This window comes from Flavobacterium sp. B183 (assembly GCF_023539155.1).
Classification (GTDB): domain Bacteria; phylum Bacteroidota; class Bacteroidia; order Flavobacteriales; family Flavobacteriaceae; genus Flavobacterium; species Flavobacterium tructae.
This window is the reverse complement of sequence record NZ_CP097434.1, coordinates 3,324,138-3,347,474: the sequence shown is the minus strand read 5'-3', so window position 1 is coordinate 3,347,474 and position 23,337 is coordinate 3,324,138. Positions and strand designations below refer to the sequence as shown.

The 23,337-nt window shown below is 37.3% G+C and carries 21 protein-coding genes and 1 pseudogene; 11 read left to right on the top strand and 11 right to left on the bottom strand.

From position 1 onward, the window contains the following. Positions 1-2 precede the first annotated feature (2 nt). From M4I44_RS14205 to M4I44_RS14175, 7 genes are all read left to right on the top strand, one after another. Positions 3-1,451 carry a DUF3526 domain-containing protein gene (locus tag M4I44_RS14205; protein ID WP_249965089.1) on the top strand — a complete coding sequence of 483 codons (1,449 nt, stop codon included), beginning with the start codon at positions 3-5 and terminating at the stop codon, positions 1,449-1,451. Position 1,452: 1 nt separating this feature from the next. Beyond that, on the top strand, positions 1,453-2,808 hold the full coding sequence (locus M4I44_RS14200; protein ID WP_249965088.1) for a DUF3526 domain-containing protein: 1,356 nt from the start codon (positions 1,453-1,455) through the stop codon (positions 2,806-2,808). Positions 2,809-3,096: 288 nt separating this feature from the next. After that, positions 3,097-3,423, top strand: a complete 327-nt coding sequence (locus tag M4I44_RS14195) for a helix-turn-helix transcriptional regulator (protein WP_070908465.1) — start codon at positions 3,097-3,099, stop codon at positions 3,421-3,423. A 57-nt stretch (positions 3,424-3,480) separates the two neighbouring features. Beyond that, positions 3,481-3,945: a DUF6428 family protein gene (locus M4I44_RS14190; protein WP_249965087.1), complete on the top strand. Its 465-nt coding sequence runs from the start codon at positions 3,481-3,483 to the stop codon at positions 3,943-3,945. Positions 3,946-4,078: 133 nt separating this feature from the next. Continuing rightward, entirely contained in the window at positions 4,079-4,498 is a 420-nt protein-coding gene (locus tag M4I44_RS14185; RefSeq protein ID WP_249965086.1) for an arsenate reductase ArsC, read from the top strand. A 180-nt stretch (positions 4,499-4,678) separates the two neighbouring features. Further along, positions 4,679-5,332: a VOC family protein gene (locus M4I44_RS14180; protein ID WP_249965085.1), complete on the top strand. Its 654-nt coding sequence runs from the start codon at positions 4,679-4,681 to the stop codon at positions 5,330-5,332. A 60-nt stretch (positions 5,333-5,392) separates the two neighbouring features. Then, the gene (locus M4I44_RS14175) at positions 5,393-5,791 is read left to right on the top strand and encodes a tautomerase family protein (RefSeq protein ID WP_249965084.1); all 399 of its coding nucleotides are present in this window, start codon (positions 5,393-5,395) and stop codon (positions 5,789-5,791) included. Positions 5,792-5,892: 101 nt separating this feature from the next. Here the strand turns inward: M4I44_RS14175 and M4I44_RS14170 are convergent, their stop codons facing one another. The 9 genes and pseudogenes from M4I44_RS14170 to M4I44_RS14130 form a co-directional block, all read right to left on the bottom strand. Next, entirely contained in the window at positions 5,893-7,881 is a 1,989-nt protein-coding gene (locus M4I44_RS14170; protein WP_249965083.1) for a heavy metal translocating P-type ATPase, read from the bottom strand. A 237-nt stretch (positions 7,882-8,118) separates the two neighbouring features. Then, on the bottom strand, positions 8,119-9,351 hold the full coding sequence (locus M4I44_RS14165) for an efflux RND transporter periplasmic adaptor subunit (protein ID WP_249965082.1): 1,233 nt from the start codon (positions 9,349-9,351) through the stop codon (positions 8,119-8,121). A gap of 1 nt (position 9,352) precedes the next feature. After that, positions 9,353-10,615, bottom strand: coding sequence for a TolC family protein (locus tag M4I44_RS14160; RefSeq protein WP_249965081.1), 1,263 nt, complete (start codon positions 10,613-10,615; stop codon positions 9,353-9,355). Between the two features lie 194 nt (positions 10,616-10,809). Further along, a pseudogene (locus M4I44_RS14155) lies at positions 10,810-13,933 on the bottom strand (efflux RND transporter permease subunit). A 107-nt stretch (positions 13,934-14,040) separates the two neighbouring features. Next, the gene (locus M4I44_RS14150; RefSeq protein WP_035746830.1) at positions 14,041-14,364 is read right to left on the bottom strand and encodes a DUF6660 family protein; all 324 of its coding nucleotides are present in this window, start codon (positions 14,362-14,364) and stop codon (positions 14,041-14,043) included. 1,090 nt (positions 14,365-15,454) lie between these two features. Continuing rightward, positions 15,455-16,504 (bottom strand): NAD(P)-dependent alcohol dehydrogenase, encoded by a 1,050-nt coding sequence (locus M4I44_RS14145; RefSeq protein ID WP_249965080.1) that lies wholly within the window; start codon positions 16,502-16,504, stop codon positions 15,455-15,457. A gap of 151 nt (positions 16,505-16,655) precedes the next feature. Next, a complete protein-coding gene (locus M4I44_RS14140) occupies positions 16,656-17,060 on the bottom strand; it encodes a cupin domain-containing protein (protein ID WP_070908473.1) in 405 nt (134 codons plus the stop codon). A 94-nt stretch (positions 17,061-17,154) separates the two neighbouring features. Then, entirely contained in the window at positions 17,155-17,571 is a 417-nt protein-coding gene (locus M4I44_RS14135) for a cupin domain-containing protein (protein WP_070908474.1), read from the bottom strand. A 184-nt stretch (positions 17,572-17,755) separates the two neighbouring features. Next, the gene (locus tag M4I44_RS14130; protein WP_017497050.1) at positions 17,756-18,628 is read right to left on the bottom strand and encodes an AraC family transcriptional regulator; all 873 of its coding nucleotides are present in this window, start codon (positions 18,626-18,628) and stop codon (positions 17,756-17,758) included. 307 nt (positions 18,629-18,935) lie between these two features. On the opposite strand from M4I44_RS14130, the gene M4I44_RS14125 reads away from it, so the two are divergent. From M4I44_RS14125 to M4I44_RS14115, 3 genes are all read left to right on the top strand, one after another. Continuing rightward, on the top strand, positions 18,936-19,526 hold the full coding sequence (locus tag M4I44_RS14125; protein WP_249965079.1) for a TetR/AcrR family transcriptional regulator: 591 nt from the start codon (positions 18,936-18,938) through the stop codon (positions 19,524-19,526). 65 nt (positions 19,527-19,591) lie between these two features. Then, positions 19,592-21,142, top strand: coding sequence for a DHA2 family efflux MFS transporter permease subunit (locus M4I44_RS14120; RefSeq protein WP_249965078.1), 1,551 nt, complete (start codon positions 19,592-19,594; stop codon positions 21,140-21,142). A 145-nt stretch (positions 21,143-21,287) separates the two neighbouring features. Beyond that, positions 21,288-21,671, top strand: coding sequence for a hypothetical protein (locus tag M4I44_RS14115; protein ID WP_017497052.1), 384 nt, complete (start codon positions 21,288-21,290; stop codon positions 21,669-21,671). Between the two features lie 87 nt (positions 21,672-21,758). Here the strand turns inward: M4I44_RS14115 and M4I44_RS14110 are convergent, their stop codons facing one another. After that, a complete protein-coding gene (locus tag M4I44_RS14110) occupies positions 21,759-22,238 on the bottom strand; it encodes a hypothetical protein (RefSeq protein ID WP_249965077.1) in 480 nt (159 codons plus the stop codon). Between the two features lie 69 nt (positions 22,239-22,307). Beyond that, on the bottom strand, positions 22,308-22,802 hold the full coding sequence (locus M4I44_RS14105) for a TlpA disulfide reductase family protein (RefSeq protein WP_070908652.1): 495 nt from the start codon (positions 22,800-22,802) through the stop codon (positions 22,308-22,310). 229 nt (positions 22,803-23,031) lie between these two features. Between M4I44_RS14105 and M4I44_RS14100 the strand changes: the two genes are divergently transcribed. Continuing rightward, complete coding sequence (locus M4I44_RS14100; protein ID WP_017497055.1) at positions 23,032-23,334, top strand: helix-turn-helix transcriptional regulator; 303 nt, start codon at positions 23,032-23,034, stop codon at positions 23,332-23,334. The last annotated feature ends 3 nt before the right edge of the window (positions 23,335-23,337 follow it).

Sequence of the window (23,337 nt, the reverse complement as noted above, 5' to 3'; positions counted from 1 at the left end):
TCATGTCATTACATAAAGAAATTTTAATTGCCAGACATTTAAAAAAGACTGTTTTTAAAAATACAGCAGTCTATATCATCACGATTTTTATCGGTATCCTGTTGCTTTACGCCGCTTTTTCAGGTTGGGAAAATTACAGTAACCAGAATCAGACGAGCGAAAAATACCAACATGAATCACGCAAAGACTGGCTCAATAATCCGGATAAGAATCCACATCGAATGGCGCATTACGGGAATTTTGCATTTAGAAAAAGTACACCCCTGAGCGTTTTTGAATTCGGGATGGAACCGTTTTTCGGAAATGCGATCTTTCTGGAAGCACACAAACAAAACAGTGCCAATTTCTCAGAAGCAGGATTCTCCAACAGTATGCTTCGTTTCGGAGAAATTAGTATTGCTATGGTTTTACAGCTTTTATTGCCTCTGTTGATTTTTTTCTTAGGATTTAATGCTGTTGCAGCCGAAAGAGAAAACGGGACTTTAAAATTAATTTTAAGTCAGGGAATCAGTTGGAAACAACTCTTAACAGGTAAAATAGTAGGAGTTGCAAGTGCCATTCTGCTTATTTTTGTTCCTACGATTATGGTTCTTGTATTCCTTTGGCTGTTGTTGCAGGATTTTACGATTTCAAACGATGAAACCATTAAAATGGTATTGTTCATTCTGTTTCATTTTATATACCTGATGTTCTTTTGTGTCATTGCTGTTTTGGTTTCTGCTGCGAGTAAAACATCCAAAAAAGCACTGATTTCCTTAATCGGGATCTGGCTGGTTCTTACTATTATTTTACCCCGAACCACTCAGGCAATTGGCGCTTATCTTTATGAAGCTCCTTCCAAAATACAGTTCAACAGTGCTATCGAAAAGGACATTCTGAAACAAGGCGACAGCCACAATCCGAACGACATACATTACAAAGCCATAAAAGATTCCCTACTACGCGCCTACAAGGTAGATTCGGTACAAAAACTGCCTTTTAATTATTCGGGATTTATCATGACGGAAGGAGAGAAAATCAGTTCGCGAATTTATAAAGAACACTTAGAAGAGTTGCTAAAAGTTTACGATCAGCAGAACAGTTTTTCTAAGGTCGTTTCGTTCCTGAACCCTTATATCGCCATACGAAACCTGTCGATGGGATTATCCAACACCGATTATGGTTCGTATATTGATTTTCAAAAACAAGCTGAGATTTACCGCTATACTATGGCGCAAAAAATGAATGCTTTGCAGGTCAAATACATCAGTAATAAAAAGCCGGGACCAAACGACAAGCCTTTATCCATCAGCAAAGAACACTGGGCTGATTTGGAAGAATTTCATTATGAGCCAAAAGAAGTCCCGGCTATTTTAAAATCCGAAATCCTCTCTGTAGTCTCTATTTTTCTCTGGATTATCCTGCTTTTTGCTCTCCTGCGAATTGCAGCCAAAAACCTTAAAGCCCTCTAATATGTTAGCATTACTTTTTAAAAATTTCATTCGCTCAAAAGGTACCAAAATTGGACTGATGTTCCTGTTGCTCATTGGATTCATCGGTATTTTAATTGGGCAGCAGTTTCAGCAAAAGCAGCAAAACAATATTGCGGAAGCTGCATTGTACCAAAAAGAGCATATAGCACGAAATGCCGCTTTTCACAAAGACGAAATGGGACTCCTGCTCTATTACATCAAATTTTCTCTCATCAATAAAACATTACCTATCAATCCTTTAGCAATTGGTCAGCGTGATGTAAATCCGTCGATTCAAAGCGTCACGATTCGGGGTCTGGAAGGTCAGAAATATGACTCGGAACTCAATAATCCGAACAATCTTTTATCCGGAAATATCGATTTTAGCTTTGTACTTATCTATCTGTTTCCTCTTTTGATTATAGCATTCTCGTACAATCTGGTTTCGGAAGAAAAAGAAAGCGGCACCTGGAAAATTGTTTCTGTGCAAAGCGAAAATACCTTTTTATACATTCTGAAATTGTTTTACGTCCGAATTTTAAGTCTGATTGCGCTGTTCACCTTTTTACTTCTTTTAGCCGTTTTGATTCTGAGAATTCCTTTTGACTCCTCCCTTCTTGCCTTTTACGGACTTGGTGTTTTGTATCTAATTTTCTGGTTTGCAGTCTGTTTTTTTATTGTTTCCCTTCAAAAAAACTCCAACTTCAATGCGGTTATTTTGCTAACGATCTGGCTGTTTCTCATTATAATTCTGCCGGCAGTAATCAATACCTATATTGTGAATAAATATACTATTCCGGAAGCTTTGGAGCTGACTGTAAAACAACGTAATGCCTATCATGAAAAATGGGATATGGATAAGAAAATCACAATGGATAAATTTTACCAGCACTATCCGCAATTCAAGCGTTATCCTTTGCCTGATACGGAGTTTAACTGGCTTTGGTATTACGCCATGCAGCAGGCGGGCGACGACGATTCGGTACAACAATCTCAGGAACTGCAAACTAAACTGGAACAGCGCAACAAAGCCAGCCAGTTTATTGCTTTATTCGTTCCTACCCTGCATGCCCAGCTTCAACTGAATGAAATTGCGAAATCTGATTTAGGAAACCAGCTTTTATTTTTGAAGGAAACCCAGCGTTTTCACGAAAAAATGAGACTTTATTTTTATCCAAAAATATTCGACAATTCCAATGTTAGTAAAGAAAACTGGTCGAAATTTAAGGTAGAAACTTTTACAGATCCCTCAAAAACTAATGGTATAAAAGCCTTTTTGCCATTGTTGCTTTTTAATTTGTTACTGATTGGTTTGGGTTGGATGAATTTCAAAAACAGCAGAAAAGAGACCTTTTAGAAGTTGATAATCTCAACTTAAGAATTTTAAACACATAGAAACATAGATCGAAATGCAGAAAAAGGCGTTTCACTTCAAATAAAATGTCCCGATGCATCGGGACGAAAGAAATATATTTCTCATTCGTATCCTCTTTTAAGAATACAAATCTATGTTTCTATGTGTTTCATAATTTTAGCATTCCACCATCGGAATCAATATTTCAATTCACCTTATTTAAAAATTCTAAAATAAATCCTTTGATTTTTAAATTTATATCGTAATATTGCAATATTATATTTAAATCATATGGGAGCTTCTAAAACGGAACATTTTACCGACAAACAAAATCAGATCGCCACTATAGCCAAAGCACTGGGGCATCCGGCCAGAATTGCTATAATTGAATATCTGTTAAAAGTAAACGAATGTATTTGCGGAGATATTGTAAATGAGTTACCTCTGGCACAGCCTACCGTTTCACAACACCTGAAAGAACTAAAAAATGCAGGACTTATCAAGGGAAACATTGAAGGAAACGCCATCTGTTACTGTATCAATGAAGAAACTTTTGATGTTCTAAACACCTACTTTTCTGGTATTATTACCGTTACAAAAAATCAAAAATGCTGTTAAAGGCTTTTTTTATCTTACTATATCGCAATATTGCATTATAACTATAAAACAAGAAAAATGAAACTATCAGACATTAAAAAAATACTCCCTACTCTCGAAAACGTAGCATTTCAACTGGAAAACGGAACTTTTGTTCCGGAGCATTTTCACGTCACAGAAGTGGGAATGATCACTAAAGATTTTATTGATTGCGGAGGCGTAATTCGTCACGAAAAAAGTGTCAACTTTCAGCTTTGGAATGCAGACGATTATGAACATCGACTAAAACCCGGCAAACTTTTACATATCATTAACCTTTCAGAAGAAAAACTAAATATTGAAGATCTGAATATCGAAGTTGAATATCAAAGCGAAACTATCGGAAGGTACGATTTAGAGTTTAATGGTAATCATTTTGTATTGAAAAATAAGGTTACAGCCTGCCTGGCACAAGATGCCTGTGGAATTCCGTCACCATCCGGCTTTATCGAATTAAACAAGGACAAAACAAACTCCTGTTCTCCAAACTTGGGCTGTTGCTAAGCTATGAGTACTTTCTTTCTTAAATATAAAAAACCAATTATAATCACTACAGCTGTTATTGTATTGCAACTGATTTATGGCTTTGAGCCTAAATTTTGTATGATCAATATCATTTGGTTACTCGTTTAAAACTATGACAAAAAATATTCTAGTGCTCTGTACAGGAAATAGCTGCCGAAGCCAGATCGCCGAAGGTTATTTACGCCACTTCCTGGGCAACAAAGCCCACGTTTACAGCGCCGGTATTGAAACTCACGGTGTAAATCCAAGAGCCATTGCGACGATGAAAGAAGATGGAATCGATATTTCAGATCATACTTCAAATCATATTGATGAATACCAAAACATCCATTTTGATCTTATTCTGACGGTTTGTGATCATGCTCATGAAAAATGCCCTTTTCTTCCAAGCCAAGCTCAAAAATTTCATCAAAATTTTCCGGACCCAGCCAAGGCAACAGGAACCGAAGCAGAGATAAAGCAGGAATTCCGTACTGTGAGACAAATGATTAAAGCGTATTGCAACACGTTTGCAAAAACGATCAACACCTAGTTTAGATACAAATCTAAGTTTCAATGTGCTAAATAACCTTATCAACAAGCTGTTTCTTATCATAATTTTTAATACATTCATCGAAGTATAAAATGATGCGATCGACAGAATACCAATGGCCTTTTTTAAATTTGTTGGAAATGAAAAGAAGCTTCTGCCTCTTTGTAAATATACCTCATCATGAAATTACAACACCTTCAGATTCAAACCAACAATATTCAAGAAACAGCGGCATTCTATCAAAACGTACTTAACCTTCCAATTCTTGAAAAAGATTCCAGGTCAGTTACTATTCAGGCTGGTGAATCGGTTTTACAGTTTATCGAAAATCTTCAATTCAACTCTATCTATCATTTTGCTTTTAATATTCCTCAAAACAAGCTGCAAGAAGCCATTCAGTGGGTCACAAACAAAGTGGATTTAATTGTTATTGAAGATGCTACTGTTATCGCCAATTTTGAGAACTGGAATGCCAACGCTGTATACTTTTATGACAACAATGGTAATATACTGGAATTCATCGTTCGATATGACCTCAACAATGCTCAAAAGGAGCCTTTTAGCTCTCACTCTATACTCAACATCAGTGAAATTGGTATTGTCAATGAGAATCCTCTAGTTCTGGCTAACCAACTCATAACGCAACACAACTTAGAATTTTTCAGCAAAAATGACAATAGCGAGCTCTTCGCTGCCCTTGGAGATGATGAAGGTCTGCTCATTATGGTACGTCCGGGTCGAAACTGGTATCCTACTCAAATACCTTCTGAAAGCAATACAACCGAAGTGCGATTGGAGAATAAGGGAATTCAGATTGAATTGAAGTTTTCCTAAAGATTTGTCTGCTCCTCCTCCACTTTTTTTTATTTTTATACAAAACTCAAAATCTAAAAAATGCCATTTGTCCGAATCAGTTTACCTAAGAAGCTTTCCTTAGAAACCAAAAACAATATTTCAGAAGCGACTCATCAATCTTTAATAGCAGAATTTCATATTCCAAGTGCTGATTATTTTCATGTAATTGAAGAATTAGAACCACATCAGATAAAATATCCCGAAAGTTATCTTGGTATTTCACATTCTGAAGAAATTATATATGTTCAGATCACTGCAGGGCAAGGTCGAACAGTAGAACAAAAAAAGAAATTATACCACCAAATTGCAACAAGAATTGCCGCAACAACAGCGATTCTCATTAATAACGTGATTATTGTTTTATTAGAAAATAACGGTTTGGAAAACTGGTCCTTTGGTAATGGAGAAATTCAGGAGCCAACACATTTAAAAAAATAAAATTCTTTAATAGTCTTTATACCGCTCTGGCTATTCCATATGAGAATAAAGCATTAAAAACAAAACCGTTTCAGTTTAAACTCTGAAACGGTTTCTTTATCTTAAAATTTCATTTTCTGAATCCTTACAGCATTCAGTATGGCTAATAAGGCTACTCCGACATCCGCAAAAACAGCCTCCCACATGGTTGCCAGTCCGCCGGCACCCAAGATAAGTACAACAGCTTTTACAACGAAGGCCAGAGTAATATTTTGCCAGACGATTTTTTTGGTTTGTTTCCCAATGTTTATCGCCATCGGAATCTTACTTGGTTTATCGTCCTGAATGACCACATCGGCAGTTTCGATCGTGGCATCACTGCCAAGCCCTCCCATCGCAATTCCAACCGTGCTTAAAGCAATTACCGGAGCATCGTTTACACCATCCCCAACAAAAGCAACTGTTTCGTTTTTATCTTTAATTTCATTCAGTTTATTGACTTTATCTTCTGGTAATAAATCTCCAAAAGCGTTTGTAATGCCTAAAGTTCTGGCAACAAACTCCACCACATTGGTTTTATCACCGCTCAGCATGGTTACTTTAACTCCAAGCGCTTTCAATTTGGTTACTGACTCTTGTGCATCTGCTTTAATTTCATCGGCAATGGTTAAATAACCTGCAAACTTATTGTCGTAAGCGATGGCAATGGTCGTATAAACCACGGCATTGGGATCAACATTGTAAATGATCCCAAATTTATCCATCAGTTTAAAATTCCCTACATGCAGTTCTTTTCCGTTTATTTCCGCTTTTAATCCGTGTCCGGAAATCTCTTCGACGTTTTTCAGTGTTATCGAAGAATCAATTTGTCCTACATAATTGTGAATCGCAGTTGCAACGGGGTGTGTACTCTGACTTTCAAGTACATTGACCAATTTTAAAATTTCGTCTCTGTCAAAACCGTCCTGAATAATCACTTCCTGAACTTTAAAGACACCTTCGGTCATTGTACCTGTTTTGTCCATCACAACATTCTGAATGGTCGAGATACTGTCTAAGAAATTACTTCCTTTAAACAGGATACCGTTCTTGCTCGCTGCTCCGATTCCGCCAAAATAGCCTAGCGGAATACTGATCACCAAAGCACAAGGACACGAAATTACCAGAAAAACCAATGCTCTGTACAACCAGTCACTAAACACATAATCGGATACAAAAAGCATCGGCAACAAGCAAATGGCAATCGCCAGATAGACTACAATAGGCGTATAAATCTTAGCAAATTTTCGAATGAACAATTCTGCAGGAGCTTTTTTAGTAACGGCATTCTGAACCATTTCCAGAATCTTAGACAATTTACTGTCGTTGTAGGCTGCCGTTACTTTTACCAATGCAATGGTACTTCCGTTAATCATTCCGGCCAAAACAGCTTCTCCTTTTACTTTGGTGTCCGGTTTACTTTCTCCTGTAAGTGCTGCGGTATTAAAGGAAGCCGAATCGGAAAGTAATTCTCCGTCCAGTCCTAGTTTTTCCCCTGCTTTTAGCTGCACAATAGCTCCAATGGCAACATCAGCAGCTTTAACTTTAGTCGCAACATTATTTTCCAAAACACTTACCTCATCAGGACGCTGGTCCAACAAGCTTTTTATGTTTGATTTGGCACGACTGACTGCCAATCCCTGAAAGTTCTCTCCAATGGTATAAAACAACATCACAGCAACACCTTCCGGAAATTCTCCAATGGCAAATGCTCCGATGGTGGCGATACTCATCAGGAAAAACTCCGAAAACACATCGCCCTTTCTGATGCTTTCGTAAGCTTCCTTTAAAACAGGGAATCCCACCGGCAGATAAGCGATGACATACCAGGCGATTCTAACAGGCCCCGAAAACCAATTTTGTTCGAAATACTGATCGAATCCAATTCCAATCAGCAATAAAACAAAGGAAATAATGGCCGGTAAAAACATTCTAAACCATCCACTATCCGCACTATGACCGTGATCGTGCCCGTCATCGTCTGAATGTACGGGCTCGTCATGTGAGCAGCAGGAACCGGGTTGATTTATTTTATTCTTTTTAATCTTTTCTTCTTTATGTAGATGTTCCATGAGAAATTTAAAGTTTTAGGTTTCAAAGTTCCAAGTTTAAACTTTGTTTCAATAATGTTCTAAATTTACGGATTTTGTATTAATAGTTTTTAGGCAATAACAATTAATCTGGCAAAGGCAGTGCAAAGCAGGAAGCTATCCAAGAACTTACAGGTTCCCGACGAGATAGACTGCCATGCATTTCTACAAAAAGACCTTTGTCCCTTTGTGCCTCTGAACCTTTGCCCCGATCAAAATTTAATGATCATGTTCTCCCCCGCCTTTCATAGCCGAAAGCAAATAAAAAGCTCCTTTCGTTACGATTTTTGCATTTGGATCAACATTTTCTACAAATTTTATTTCTGTAAAGCCCAAATCTGTAGTGCCCGGAATAACTTCCACTGCTCTAAAATGAACTTCTTTCTCATGATTTCCTTTTTCCGGCGTTTTCTTCTCCTCATGTGCTTCTTCTTCCACATAAACAAAATACTTATCGGCATTTCGGACTACGGCATCTTTTGGTAACGCAGGAACGGTAGCATTTGTAATATTAATGTTAGCCGAAACGTACATCCCCGGAATCAGTCCTTTAGCGTCAGCAGATTCGATTTTAGCATGTACCGCAACGGTTTTACTTTCGTTTGAAAAAGACTTATTAATTCCGAAAATCTTCCCTTTAATGGATTTATTGGACTGATTGGTTAAAACAAAGTCAATAACCTGACCAATTGAAATTGACCCCAGATCTTTTTCATACACGTTCAAATCCAAATGCATCTGACTGTTATCAACCACTTCAAATAAAACAACTCCGGTTTGAGCATAAGCTCCTTTTGCAATACTTATCTTCCCTACATAACCGTTGATTGGCGCTACAACCGGGACTAACGAAGTGCTTCCTTTAGTACTGACATGCAACGCTTCCAATTTGTTCTTCGCAGCCTGTGCACGGGCTCTTTCTGCTGCCAATTTTGATTTTACTTCCTGAAATGTTTTCCTTGGATTTACATTTTCATCGCTCAGCGTTTTCTGACGGTTGTATTCCAATTGCAGGTATTCGATATTGGCTACAGCCGAATGATATTCTTCCTGCATTTCTATTACTTCCAGGTTTTGAATGGTCGCCAGTACTTTTCCTTTGTTAACGTACGTTCCTTCCAAAACAAAAATATCTTTGACTGTTCCTCCTATTAAAGTCGAGACTTCGGCTGAATTTTGTGGCGGAACGGTAGTGTAACCGTTGGCTTTAATAACCTTGTTAAGGTTTCTGTTTTCTACCAAACCAGTTTCAATCCCAACCGTTTTATATTGCGCTTCGTTTAAAGCAACTTCTGTTTGCGATTTTTCTTCCTCCGGAGCTTCTTCTGTTTTCTTTTGACCACAGGACGCTAAAACCATTATCGAAGCGGCCATTAATCCTAAATAAGCGAACTTTCTTTGCGATAAAACCTTTGTCCTTTTTACTGCTGTATTATTATTGATCTGTTTCATTTTAATTGTTTTTGATGGTTGGAAATTGCAATTCGATTGCACTTTGATTAAAGTTGTGCGTGGCCTCTGTATATTGTTTCTTAATATCAATTGCCTGATTTAAGAAACTGATGTACGACCAATAACTCAAATCGCCATTGGCATAACTTTTCTGGGCCGTACTAATAATCTGATCGGCATACTGCAATCCTTCTTTTTGAAAATAGTCCATTGCTTTTTGCTGCTTCTCGAAATTGTTTTGCAATTCCTGTTTTTGCAGATTCAGCGTCAGCTTATTTTTATCCAAAGCCAGTTGCGACTGCGAAATACTGATTGCCGAAGCCTTAGCTTTTGCTGTATTTACCCCTCCAAACAACGGAATCTGCAATCCCGCCGTAAAACCCTGAAACAAGGATTGCGTGTTGATCGTTTGTGCAAAATATCCTAATCCAACTTTTGGTGTTCGCATGGCTTTGTGTGTATTGGCTTCTTTTTGATACACCGAAATTTGCTGCTGATAAAAATCGGTTGTTAAAGTCTCTGCTTTCGAGGTTCCGTCTTCTTTCACAATTGCATATTGCAATGTAGTTTGATCGTCCGGAATGATACTCTCATCCGTTTGTACAAAAAACTGCAGCTGCTTTTGGTAAATCGCTAAATCAAATTCTATCTGTGCTTTTTGAGTTTCAATCTCTTTTACTTTTGCCTTTGCACTTATGACTTCAATATTTCCGCTTTCTCCGGTTTTAAAACGAAGCTCAGCATTCTTCAGGAATTTTGTGTAGATTTCATTCAGTTCCGAGTTTAGCTTTTGAATGGAAACGCCGTACAGGTATTGATAATAGGCAAGAGTAACGGCTTTTTCTACTTCATAAGTCGATAACGCTTTTCGTTTTTCTGCCAGTTTTGCTAATTCTTCCTGCAATTGTCGATTGGCTTTTGTGACATTCCCTAACGGAAAAAACTGTTGTACGGAAACATTATGGTCGTAATCGGCACTATTGAACTGCCCGCCCTGGTATTGCACCTGAAGCGGATCTGCCTGAAATGCCGTCTTTTTCAAAACGTTCTGTTTTTCAATTTCCTTATCGGCAATCTTCAAATCAATGTTGTTTGATTTTGCCAGTTCGATTGCTTTTTCGAGACTGATTTTTTGCTGTGCTGTTGTTAGTGTCGTTACAAACAAGAGTGCTAGTGCCAGCTTGTTTAACCGCAAAGCACGCAATGCATCTTTCGCAAGGTGCGCAAAGGAGCTTGTGTTTATATGCTTTAGTATGTTTTTCATTTTTATATTTTTTGTTTCTCGCAGATTTTGCTGCTTGAGCAGATTTTTACTTTTTATATGTAATCTGTTTAAACCTGCATGAAAAATTATTCTTTCCTCTCGTAAAATCAGCTATTCTTCGATTCTTGTTTTAATAAATTTGCAAAATCAGCTAAATCTGCAAGAGAAATCATTTTACACTAATCAGTAATTATCTAATTATCTTTTTTGTCGTTAAACTTCTTCTCTAACAACAAATACAGAATTGGCAAAACAATTAATGTCAGTAAAGTTGCTGAGACTAATCCCCCAATTACTACGGTTGCCAAAGGTTTTTGTACCTCTGCTCCTCCGCTTGTAGACAATGCCATTGGCAAGAATCCTAACGAAGCTACGGCAGCAGTCATTAAAACCGGACGCAATCTGGTTTTGGTCCCAATTAGAACTCGTTGCAGCGGATCAAAAACTCCCTCTTTTTTGAGCTGATTGAAATATGAAATCAATACAATTCCGTTTAAAACCGCAATTCCAAACAAAGCAATGAAACCAATACCTGCCGAAATACTAAACGGCATTCCGCGCATCCAGAGTGCAAAAACTCCCCCGATTGCTGACAATGGAATGGCTGTAAAAATCAATCCGGCCTGCTTGAAACTTTTAAAAGTAAAATACAGTAACACCAATATCAATCCTAAAGCGATTGGAAGCGCTACCGAAAGTCGTTTAGTAGCTTCTATTAAATTCTCAAACTGACCTCCGTAGGTTACATAATACCCTGCCGGAAGTTTGTAGTCCTTATCCAGTCTTTGCTGAATTTCTTCTACCACACTTTTGATATCACGGCCACGAACGTTTAGTCCAACCGTGATTCTGCGTTTTCCGTTTTCACGGATTACCTGTACCGGCCCTTGTTCGTACTCGACTGTAGCCACTTGCGAAAGCGGTACCTGCTGTCCGTTAGGCAATGGGATAAACAAATTACTCACATCTGTAATATCGGCACGATTGTTTTCATTCATTCGCACTACAACATCAAACCTTTTGCTTTCATCATAGATTTTTCCGGCACTTTCTCCCGCAAAAGACGAACGTATAATTTGATTGATATCTGAAATATTCAATCCGTATAAAGCGATTTTATTGTAGTCGTATTTCACCGTAATTTGCGGTAAACCGGTAACTTTATCGGCTTTTAAATCGCCTATCCCTTCAATACTTTTAATTTTCGAAATTAACTCTGTTGCTTTAGCGTCCAGAATCTCCAGATCGTCTCCAAAAATCTTAATGGCTATATCACTTCGGCTTCCTGTCATTAATTCGTTAAATCGCATCTGAATAGGCTGAGAGATCTCGATATTGGCTCCCGGAATGACTTCCATTTCTTTTTCATGGCATTAGCTAAATCTTCCCAGTTGTCATATTTGCCTTTCCATTCTTTTTTGTCTTTCAAAACAATGATCAAATCACCACTTTCGATAGGCATCGGATCGGTTGGAATTTCCCCGCTTCCAATTTTGGTTACGATGGTTTTAATCTCAGGAAATTTAGCTTTTAAGATCTGTTCGTATTTCGTAGTAGTTTCCACCATCTGGGTTAACGAACTTCCGGTCATGATAGTTGCATTTATAGCCAAATCACCTTCTTCGATGGTTGGTATAAACTCTCCTCCCATTGAATTGAAAACAACTAAACCAAGGGCAAATAAACCCAGCGATACACCTAAAACTACCTTTTTAAACTGTAGTGCTTTTTTCAAAAATGGTGTATAAACAGCTTCTAGCCACGCCATCATTCTGTCGCTGAAATTTTCTTTGTGTTCAGTACTTTTAGATAAGAACATCGCACTCATCATCGGTACGTAAGTCAAAGAAAGAATAAAGGCTCCTGCAACTGCAAAACCTACTGTCATCGCCATCGGCTTAAACATTTTACCTTCAGTTCCAACCAAAGCAAGAATTGGCAGATACACGATCAGGATAATGATTTCCCCAAAAGCAGCACTGTTTCTGATTTTCGAAGCCGAATTGTACACTTCGGCATCCATTTCATTTTGTGTTAACGCTTTCTTGCGTTTGAGCTGCTGCAAGTGGTGCATGGTGGCTTCCACAATAATTACAGCTCCGTCCACGATAATTCCAAAGTCGATTGCCCCAAGACTCATCAGATTTCCGCTTACGCCGAAAGCATTCATTAAAATAACGGCAAAAAGCATGGCCAGTGGAATAACCGAAGCTACAATTAAACCTGCACGAAGATTCCCCAGAAATAAGATTAGTACAAAAATAACGATCAAAGCTCCTTCTAATAAGTTCTTTGAAACGGTTCCAATAGCGCTGTCTACCAACTTTCCTCTGTCGATAAAAGCTTCAGCAACAACTCCTTCGGGCAGACTTTTATTGATCTGAATCATTCTTTCATGAATTCTATTGACTACGGCGCTGGAGTTTTCTCCTTTTAACATCAAAACCATTCCGGAAACAATTTCCCCTTTTCCATCTTTCGTTGAAGCTCCGTAACGCAAGGCAACACCTTCGCGAACTTCGGCTACATCACGAACCAAAACGGGCGAACCATTTCGGTTTTTCACTACTACATTTCCTAAGTCTTTGGTTCCTTTCGCCATACCAACACCACGAATGAAGTACGCAAACTGGTCTTTTTCGATATAGGCACCTCCTGTATTTTGATTGTTTTTTTCGAGTGCATCAAAAATCTCTGTGATGGTAACTCCCAAACTGTTCAGTGTATTTGGATTTACGGCAATTTCGTATTGCTTTAGTTTTCCACCCAGGTACTTACATCGGCTACGCCTTTGATACCCTGTAATTGCGGGATAATGATCCAGTCCTGAATGGTACGTAGTTTTATAGCATCGTATTTGTCTTCATAGCCTTTCTTGGCATAGACATCGTACTGATAGATTTCCCCTAAACCGGTACTGATTGGGGCCAATTCAGGGGAACCGGCATAAGCTGGGATATTCTCTTCTGCCTGTTTAAGACGTTGAAATATCTGTTCCCTGGCCCAATAAATGTTCACATCGTCCTCAAAAACGACCGTAACTACTGATAATCCGAAACGTGAAATACTGCGAAGCTCTATGATATCCGGAACTGTTTTTACGGCCTGCTCTAAAGGATAGGTAATTAATTGTTCGACTTCCTGACTGGCCAAAGTAGGTGCTGTGGTAATAATCTGCACCTGATTGTTGGTTACGTCAGGCAAAGCATCTAAGGGTAATTGTTTGATCGAATAGCTTCCCCAGGCTATTAATACAAGAGTTAATAATAGTATAACGAACTTATTCTTTATACTAAACTGTATGATTTTATCTAACATTTTAATAATATAATGATGTGAGAAATGAGGCAAAGTGTTGCCTATTTAAATACTGCGGAAGATCCGCAACGCTCTAACCCACATTCCGACTTATCGGGTGGGCATCATTATGCTATTTGTGGGGGCTGCCAGACACTTCCGTAGAAACTGGAAGCAAAAACAGAATTGTAGTTGGGTAATGGAATTGAGATGATGGAATGCGCAACAGGGAAATCAAAGCTTAAGAAAGTCTGATAACTTAAAACCTGCGCTCCACAACAATTGCACGCACAGAAAGGCGAGCATAAATCATTGTCTTTATCGTGTGTGTGATTGGCTTCAGAAGAAAACTGAGCTGTTTTGTGAGCAGCACTATTGATTTCCATATCTGCACAAGGCATATTGGAAAGCGCCATTAAATAAATCGATAATATGATTGTTATCCATTTCACGACACAAAAATAGTATTTATTTCAATTGAAAAACTGAATTATTGAATTTGATGTTTCTAAAAAAAGACAGACGAATCAAAAAATTAACAAAATCCCCTGTATATCAAAATTACTTTCTTAAAATAACAATCCCTCTGATTCAAAAATTTGGTCAACTTTAACAACAATTAACATTTCATTCTAAAATTTATTCCTTCGAACCAAAACACACTTTTCTACAATAAAGTAAAAGCCTCCCATTTCCTTACCAATACATCAGCTATGTGAAAGAAATGAATTTCACCTTTAGATTCTTTGCTTATACTAAAAAACGATGTTGTTAGGTGTTGAATATTATTTTTAAAAATCACAGAAATAAAACATAGATTACTATTATTAAATAAGTTATAATCATTAATCAAAACTTATACTTTATATTTAAAAACCACTATTGCAACTATTAAATAAAAAAACAATACTATTAAAGCAATAACCTTTCTCTCAAAGCTTCTACACTTAGCATTACTTAAAAAACTCATCAACAAGCAATTAAAACCACATTCAACGGAATTTATTTTGAAGCCATATTGTTCCCTTTGACAAAATTTAAAATTTAAAACCTCAAGCATTTTTTTTCCTCAAAAGAGTGTTTTTTCTCCGAAGAAATTAGAGTTAAAACTAAAATTCTTCCGGCTTTTTTGTTTCATTTCTAAATCGTTTTGATCAAAAAACAATCATAAAGTTGCAATTTAACAAAACAAACCTAAAACACTGGAAACAAAACAATTCAAAACAAAAACAAAACACAACAAGACAAACTGTCAGTATCAAAAAACAGCCCTTTTTATTCTCAATAACCTCATTTCTTTAACCCTATTTTATATCAAACAAATACCTCTTCTTTGAACATCAATATTCAGGTTAATTTATTCCATTCCACCCTAAAAATTAAAGCATAAATACCCCTTCAACTCATCACCCATTCTCTCCAAAAAACAACAAACCCCTTAAGAAATAAATTCCTTAAGGGGTTTGTTTTTCACATCAGGTTACACCGTTTCAATAAACTTTAGCATCTCAGCAACTTAGTACCTCAGAACCTTAAAAAAAACTATAAAGAAGCCATATCAATTACAAAACGATACTTAATATCTCCTTTTAACAGCCTTTCATAAGCATCATTTACTTCGTTTACGCCAATCAATTCAATATCGGCAGTAATGTTATGTTCAGCACAAAAATCAAGCATTTCCTGAGTTTCCTTGATCCCGCCAATAGCAGAACCCGCAAAACTTCTTCTTCCCAATAAAAGACTGAACGAAGTTACCGGAAGAGGTTCCATCGGAGCACCAACCAAAGTCAGCGTTCCATCCACTTTTAACAGATTTAAATAAGCATCAATATTGTGTTCTGCCGACACGCAGTCCAGAATAAAATTCAGGCTTTTAGTGTATTTCGCCATTTGCTCAGGATCTGTAGACAGTACCACCTCATCTGCCCCTAAACGTTTTGCATCTTCGGTTTTAGACAATGAAGTTGTAAAAACAACCACATGAGCCCCCATTGCTTTCGCTAATTTGATTCCCATATGCCCTAGACCGCCAATACCAACAATCCCCACTTTTTGCCCGGGACCTACATTCCAGTGTCTTAACGGTGAATAGGTTGTGATACCTGCACAAAGCAATGGCGCAACACCTGCAAGATCTAATTTATCAGAAATATGCAGCACATAATTCTCATCGACTACAATACTTTGTGAATATCCTCCAAACGTTTGACCGCCTAAATGCGTGTCCGGAGAATTAAAAGTTAAAGTACTTCCGGCATCACAAAATTGCTCTAAATCGCCTTTACAATGCTCACATTCCCTACAAGAATCAACCATACAGCCTACTCCGGCCAAATCGCCTACTTTGAAATTCTTTACGTGATCTCCCACTTTTGTTACCCTCCCCACAATCTCATGCCCCGGAACTATTGGATAAATCGTCCCGTGCCATTCGTTTCTGGCGGAATGCAAATCGGAATGACAAATTCCACAATATAAAATTTCTATTTCTACATCATGAGCCAATACCGCTCTTCGCTGAATGTCTAATGTCTGCAACGGTGCATCCGCAGCCTCTGTTCCAAAGGCTTTTATGTTTTTTACTTCCATGTTTTTATTGTTTTTTTAGTTTTATTTGTTTCGAGTTTCAAGTTTTATTTGTTTCAGGTTTCAGGTTTCAAGTTTCAGGTTTTACGTCGCACATTTTACGTTTCACATTATCAAAACACAAACCTCTCCACTTAGAATTATCTAATTAAACTTACTTCCCGTAACTGTAATATTCTTCATCGGTTACGCTATCGAACCAAATTCCGGTTCCTTTATCAATTTCTGTAATAATAGCGATGTGCGAAAACGAACTGAACGGGGTGGCTCCGTACCAGTGTTCTATTCCGGGCAGAATCGTAACTACTTCGTCTTTATGAAGCAGTCGGATGGCTTTTCCTTTTTCCTGAAAATAGCCAATCCCGTTCGTAGCAATAAACAATTGCAGTGTTGGATTAACATGCCAATTACATCTTGAACCAGGTTCAAAAGAAACTTCTTTTATAACCGTATTATCAGGATGAATAGCACTGGTTTGCTTTTTATACGAAACATCACCAGTCATATAGGTATTCGGGATTTTTCCCTCTTCAATAACAGAAGTGTAAGGTGTTGACATAAAATTGATTTTTTGAGATTGATTTCTTTTTTAAAATAACCCGACCATAAAAGCTGCTTTCAATTATCAGACAGCACAACACTTAGACTTCAAGTCATTTAAAGCTGTTGTATTGTTCATCGGTAACCGGCTCAAGCCAGTCTACAATGCCTTTTTCGGTACAAGTACTAATTGCAATATGAGTAAATTCACTGTCAGGAGAAGCTCCGTGCCAATGTTTTACTTCCGGCTGAATATTCACAACATCCCCTTCCTGAAGCAATTGAACAGACTTTCCTTCTTCCTGATAAAAGCCTTTTCCCTGAGTGACGATCAAAATTTGTCCACCAGGATGTGTATGCCAATTGTTGCGTGCTCCGGCTTCAAAAACAACATTACCCACTGCAGTATTTAAAACAGGATCATTGGGAACCAGCATTTTTACCCATGCTTTTCCTGTAAAATAATCTGAAGAAGCTAAGTCTCCTTTGGGAAAAATGGTTTTAGCAATTTGATTTTCTGTAGTACTCATAATGATTTGTTTTTACCATCAGTTCAAACTAAATCATAAAAGCGGGAATATGCTTTGTGAAGTCGTATTTAGCTTATCGAAAACTGACTACTGATTAATACTAATTATTTCAATGCAAATTTACACAGGTAAAGATGCAGCGAGATAACAATAATCAAACAAAAAATTAAGAATATGAAACAATTTACACTCTGAGTGATTTTGGAATTGTCCCTGTAATTCTTTTAAAGTAATTATTAAAATAGCTTGGATATTCAAATCCTAAAGAATAACCGATATCCGAAATACTCCAATCCGTATGCTGCAGCAAAGCTTTGGCTTCACCAACAATTCTTTCTGAAATATGCGCCGTTGTTGGTTTTCCGGTGACTTCTTTAACGGAACGATTTAAATGATTCACATGAACAGCAAGACTTTGAGCATAATCCTGCGGCGTTTTTAACGCTAATGGCTCATTTTTGGTTTCTATGGGAAACTGTCTTTCCAACAATTCCAAAAACAAAGAGGTAATTCGGGACGAGGCATTTCTGGGTTTAAAGAAATTCTCTGAAGGCTGCATTTTCATAGATTCGTGCAAAATCAAATTGATATAATTACGAATCAAGTCATCTTTAAAAACATAATCTGTTTCCTGCTCCTGTATCATTTTCTGAAATAAGGAATCGATAAACACCTTTTGATCAGCCGATAAAGAGAATATTGGTGTACCGCCAATTTTAAACAAAGGCGATTCATGAAGGCTTTCGGAACGATCTTTTACTTTTAGAAAGTCCTCCGTAAAAACACAGGCATAGCCTTCATACGAAGGTGAAATAATTTCCCAGGAATACGGAATATGCGGATTTCCGAAAAATAATATTGTTCCGTCCGTTTCGATCCCTCTGTCTGCATAATGAATAAAACTCTTACTGGTATTGATGCAAATTTTGTAAAAATCCCTACGGTTATACGTTGGAATCTTGCTCACATCACCGTTTACTTCATACACTTTAAAACCTTTCAGCTTCAAATCACTAATTCCAAGTTCTGAACCCTGTTCTTCTAATTGCTCTTTCATTTTGCAAAGTTATGAAAATCAAATAAAAGTTGATGGAGTTGTTTTTTTTTAGTTTGTTTCAGGTTTCAGGTTTCAAGTTTCAGGTTTCAGGTTTCAAGTTTCAGGTTTCAGGTTTCAAGTTTCAGGTTTCAAGTTTCAAGTTTCAGGTTTCAGGTTTCAAGTTTCAAGTTTCAAGTTTCAAGTTTTAAGTTTTACATTTCAGAGAGGAACTGTTCTAAGATACATCCCACAGTCTTTGTTTTTTTTTCAAAAAGCTTGTTATTTTATACCAATCGGTATATATTTGTGTTTTAAATTTTCAATTACTATGAGTAAAGCCGAAAAAACCAAGCAATTTATTATAGAGAAAACCGCCCCTATTTTCAATATGAAAGGGTACAGCGGAACTTCTATGAGTGATATCACTGAAGCGACAGGCCTTACAAAAGGAAGTATTTATGGCAACTTTGAAAACAAAGACGAAGTAGCCTTGGCAGCTTTTAAATTCAATGTAAAAAAACTTCAAGACGCTTTTACGCGAGAAATCGACAAACAAACTACGTTTAAAGACAAATTATTGGTTTATCCAAGGCTCTACTCTAATTATTACGAGCTAAGAATCACTCAGGGCGGATGTCCTATTATCAATACTGCCACCGAAGCAGACGATACTCATCCAGTACTCAGAAAAAAGGTCGAAAGCATCATTCTGGCCTGGAAAGAAAAACTGGTTTATTTTATTGAGCAAGGCATCGCTGCGGGAGAATTTAAAGGGGAATCCATAAATCCCGAGAAAACCGCTCTAACCATCATCGCTATTATCGAGGGTGCTGTCATGATTTCTAAAATAACGGGCGACCTGTCTAATTTATCCACTATTATGCTTTCACTGAAAAAGATAATTGATGACTTAGAGTAAAATCAACAAAACAACAGTCCTTTTTTTTAACCAAAAACATACCGATCGGTATAAAATATTTATCTATGACACCGTTAAACCGAAAACTACTTATTCTGACTGTCATATTAGCCGCCATTATGGAACTGATAGACATATCAATTGTAAATGTCGCACTTTCCCACATGAGCGGAAATCTGGGCGCTACGCTTGAAGATACCTCGTGGGTGATTACCGCTTATGCCATTGCCAATGTGATTATAATACCTATTACAAGCTTTCTAAGCGCCAATCTCGGGCGGCGCAATTATTATATTGGTTCTGTTGTTTTGTTTACGTTCTGCTCTTTTATGTGCGGGCATTCGTCTAACATTTGGATGCTCGTTTTTTTCAGGTTCTTTCAGGGAATTGGAGGCGGTGCCTTGTTATCCATCTCACAAGTTGTGGTTTTCGAACTTTTCCCAAAAGACAAACAATCTACAGCCGGAGCTATATTTGGAGCCGGAATCTTCATTGGCCCCACTATTGGCCCTACTCTGGGTGGTTATATTACCGAAAATTACGATTGGCCCTGGATATTCCTCATCAATGTTCCGATTGGAATTCTCGTCATGATTTCCTGTTACTTTCTACTGCAGGAACCTCTTGTAAAACCTGAAATCACTAAGGTCGACTGGACTGGTATAGCTTTGCTGGCCATAGGAGTTGGTACCTTGCAAACGGTTCTCGAAAGAGGCGAAGTCGAAGACTGGTTTGAAACCCGCTATATTATTGTGCTTACCTTTATTGCCGTGACAACTCTGCTCCTGTTTATCTATTGGGAACTTACGATCGAAAAGCCTGTAGTAAATCTTCGGGTACTTAAAAGTAAATCTTTAAGTATTGCTGCAGTCCTAACTTTTGTAACCGGATTTGGTATGTTTATTTCTATCTACATTAGCCCGGTTGTTGCACAGCGTTTATTAAGCTTTTCGCCTTATCAAACCGGATTGCTTTTGTTACCCGGGGCGCTGTTTGCATTACTGGCTTTAAAAATGTGCGGAACCTTACTGCAAAAAGGCGTTTCACCGGTACTTATTATCGCAGCCGGATTTCTTTTGTTTATTTATTTTAATTGGAGAATGTCTGGAATGACTTTAAACACCAGTGCTGCGGAAGTGGCAACTTCTTTGATTTTTCGTGCATTAGGAATGGCTCTGCTTACTGTTCCGCTTACCATGCTGGCCGTCTCCTCTTTAGAAGATAAGGATGTTGGTCAGGGCGCCGCTTTGAATAATATGATGCGGCAATTGGGCGGTTCTTTTGGCGTTTCGATTATCAATACTTATGTAGCTCATCGATTTGCAGCACACCGAAACGAACTAATTTCGACTGTTACCCCAGACAACACTATCGCAATGGACCGGATAAATGCCTACATCAGGTATTTTCAAAGCAAAGGTTTTGCTTATAACGAAGCTAAGTTTAAAGCACTCCGACTTATGGAAAATGTTGTTTTAAGACAATCTTCTTTATTAAGCTATAGAGATGCTTTTTTCCTTGTTGGATTGTTCTTTTTGGTAACCTTACCCTTGCTTTTGTTCGTAATGAATAAATCCAAAAAAAGAAAAACCGATCTTATGCTCTCCGATCACTAAGGAGCGCTTTCTTTCTGATAAACAAGCCTGTAAACTCTTTCTATAAAATTTAGAATCATTCTATTGCCTCTCTTTTAACAATTCACTTTGTTTTGGTGTAATTTTATATTGAAATTAACCTAAAAACAAAAAACAGCTATTAGTTATGAGTGTTATTAAAGATGAAAATAAACTTATTAGCACCATTAAACGAGTTGATCAGAAAATCGACAAGCTTAATGATCAAAAGATCATTGCCTTTTTTGAAGCCCTTGGATTAAATGAAAGAGCAGATGTTCCTAAAAATTATCTGGAATGGGAGACCATTCTTATCGTTGTGCCGGACCGACATATTTCTCATGAACTAAAGTATTACAAATATTCTATTGCAAGACTCGCTTTTGTTACCAATCCGAATGCAACTGAAATTCATGCTTTTGATTTTAATGAATGGAAAAAAGTCACTCAGAATAAAACACAATTTCAAATTAGAGAATTTCTAAAAAACAACTTTGGCGGTGTTCGAAATCATGCGGACAGATTGAATTAAGTTCATTTCAGTTTCAGGCCATCATCTAAATAATAAAACCTTTGTCAATTCTATGTTTTGACAAAGGTTTTGTTTTTTAAGGCTGTATCACCAATCTCTCTTAATTTCAAAAATCCTGAGGAACTTTTTCTCTAATTTCTTACGCCTTCTTTCTTCTTTCCATCTGGAATAGAAAATGGTAATAAGTAAAAACAAATTCACGATAGTAGAAGCTCTCCTGAGTCCTCTCGCAAATAGAACAAAAAACAGGTTGATTGCAATTATAACCACTACAGGTGAATATTTTACCCAGAACAATTGAATTTTACTATTGGGCTCAATCGTATAATTTACCTTAAGTCTGTTATCAACATTTTTGTAGCTTCCTTTTACAATAAAACAGGTGGGAGATGTTGCCGAATTTATGGTCAAACGAAAACTTTTATCATCAAAAAGACCGTAAAAAGGCTTTAATGCACCAAATCTCGGAAATATTCTCAAGTGGCTGAATTTAATTTTCAAAGAACCAATTTCAGTATTGTTTTTTAATCTTGCCCTAAATTCAGCTATACTTAATTTTGATTCCATTCCATCCGTTTTATATTCTTCTTACCTACATTCTTTCTCAAAACAATACTATTCTCAAAGTTTCTATTTTTACTGAGCCGTAAGTAAGCTTTTCAACATTTCATTCAATGCGTTTCCATGAATGTTTTTTGCCAGTATGATTCCATTTTTATCAATCAGAAAATTTAAAGGCACTGATTGAAGCATGTAATCGCCAATAACCGGAGAATTCCAGTATTTTAAATCACTTACCTGAGTCCATGGCAGTTTTTGTTTTGCAATGGCTCCGGTCCAAAGAGCTTTTTTCGTATCCATTGAAACACTGTAAATAGAAAACTTACCGGAATAAGTGTTGTACAGTTTTATCAATTCGGGCTGTTCTTTTATGCAGGGACCGCACCACGATGCCCAAAAGTCAACTAAAACAAGCTCTCCTCTTAAGGAAGAAAGCACAATATTATTCCCTTTGGTATCCGGTAAATCAATTTCGGGAGCAATGTCGCCAATGTCGGTTCCTACCACCTGTGCTTTCGAACTCGTGACGGCACAGCATAGGAAACCTAAAATAAGTAGTGTTTTTTTCATAATCTTCATGAATAAATTTGGGGTTATTTTCTTGACTGCTCTTTCAAAAAACTAGTAATCACAAGGTATTGTCCTTTACAAATTCTGTAATTCTATCGTCAGAAAAGCACTGTTTTCAAGTGGAAACAAATATAAATACTTCTCACGCAAATTGCATCCCTACTCTTAAAATTATACTAAATAACTTTCTTTAAATTGATATATCGGGAAAAGTCGATATATTTGCACTATGGAATCTATAGAAATCTTTAAAGCATTAGCCAACAAATCCAGATTACAAATGCTGGAATGGTTAAAAGAACCCGAAATCAACTTCCCGGATCAGCTCCAGCACTCGGGATTTGAACATGGGGTTTGTGTGGGTCAGATACAAGCCAAAGCGGGTCTTACCCAATCGACAGTCTCAGAATACCTGTCTATTTTACAACGCGCCGGATTTATCGAATCCAAACGTGTTGGACAATGGACTTATTATAAACGTAACGAAGGTGCCTTTGAAGCACTCAGTAAATTAATTCAATCTAATTTGTAAATT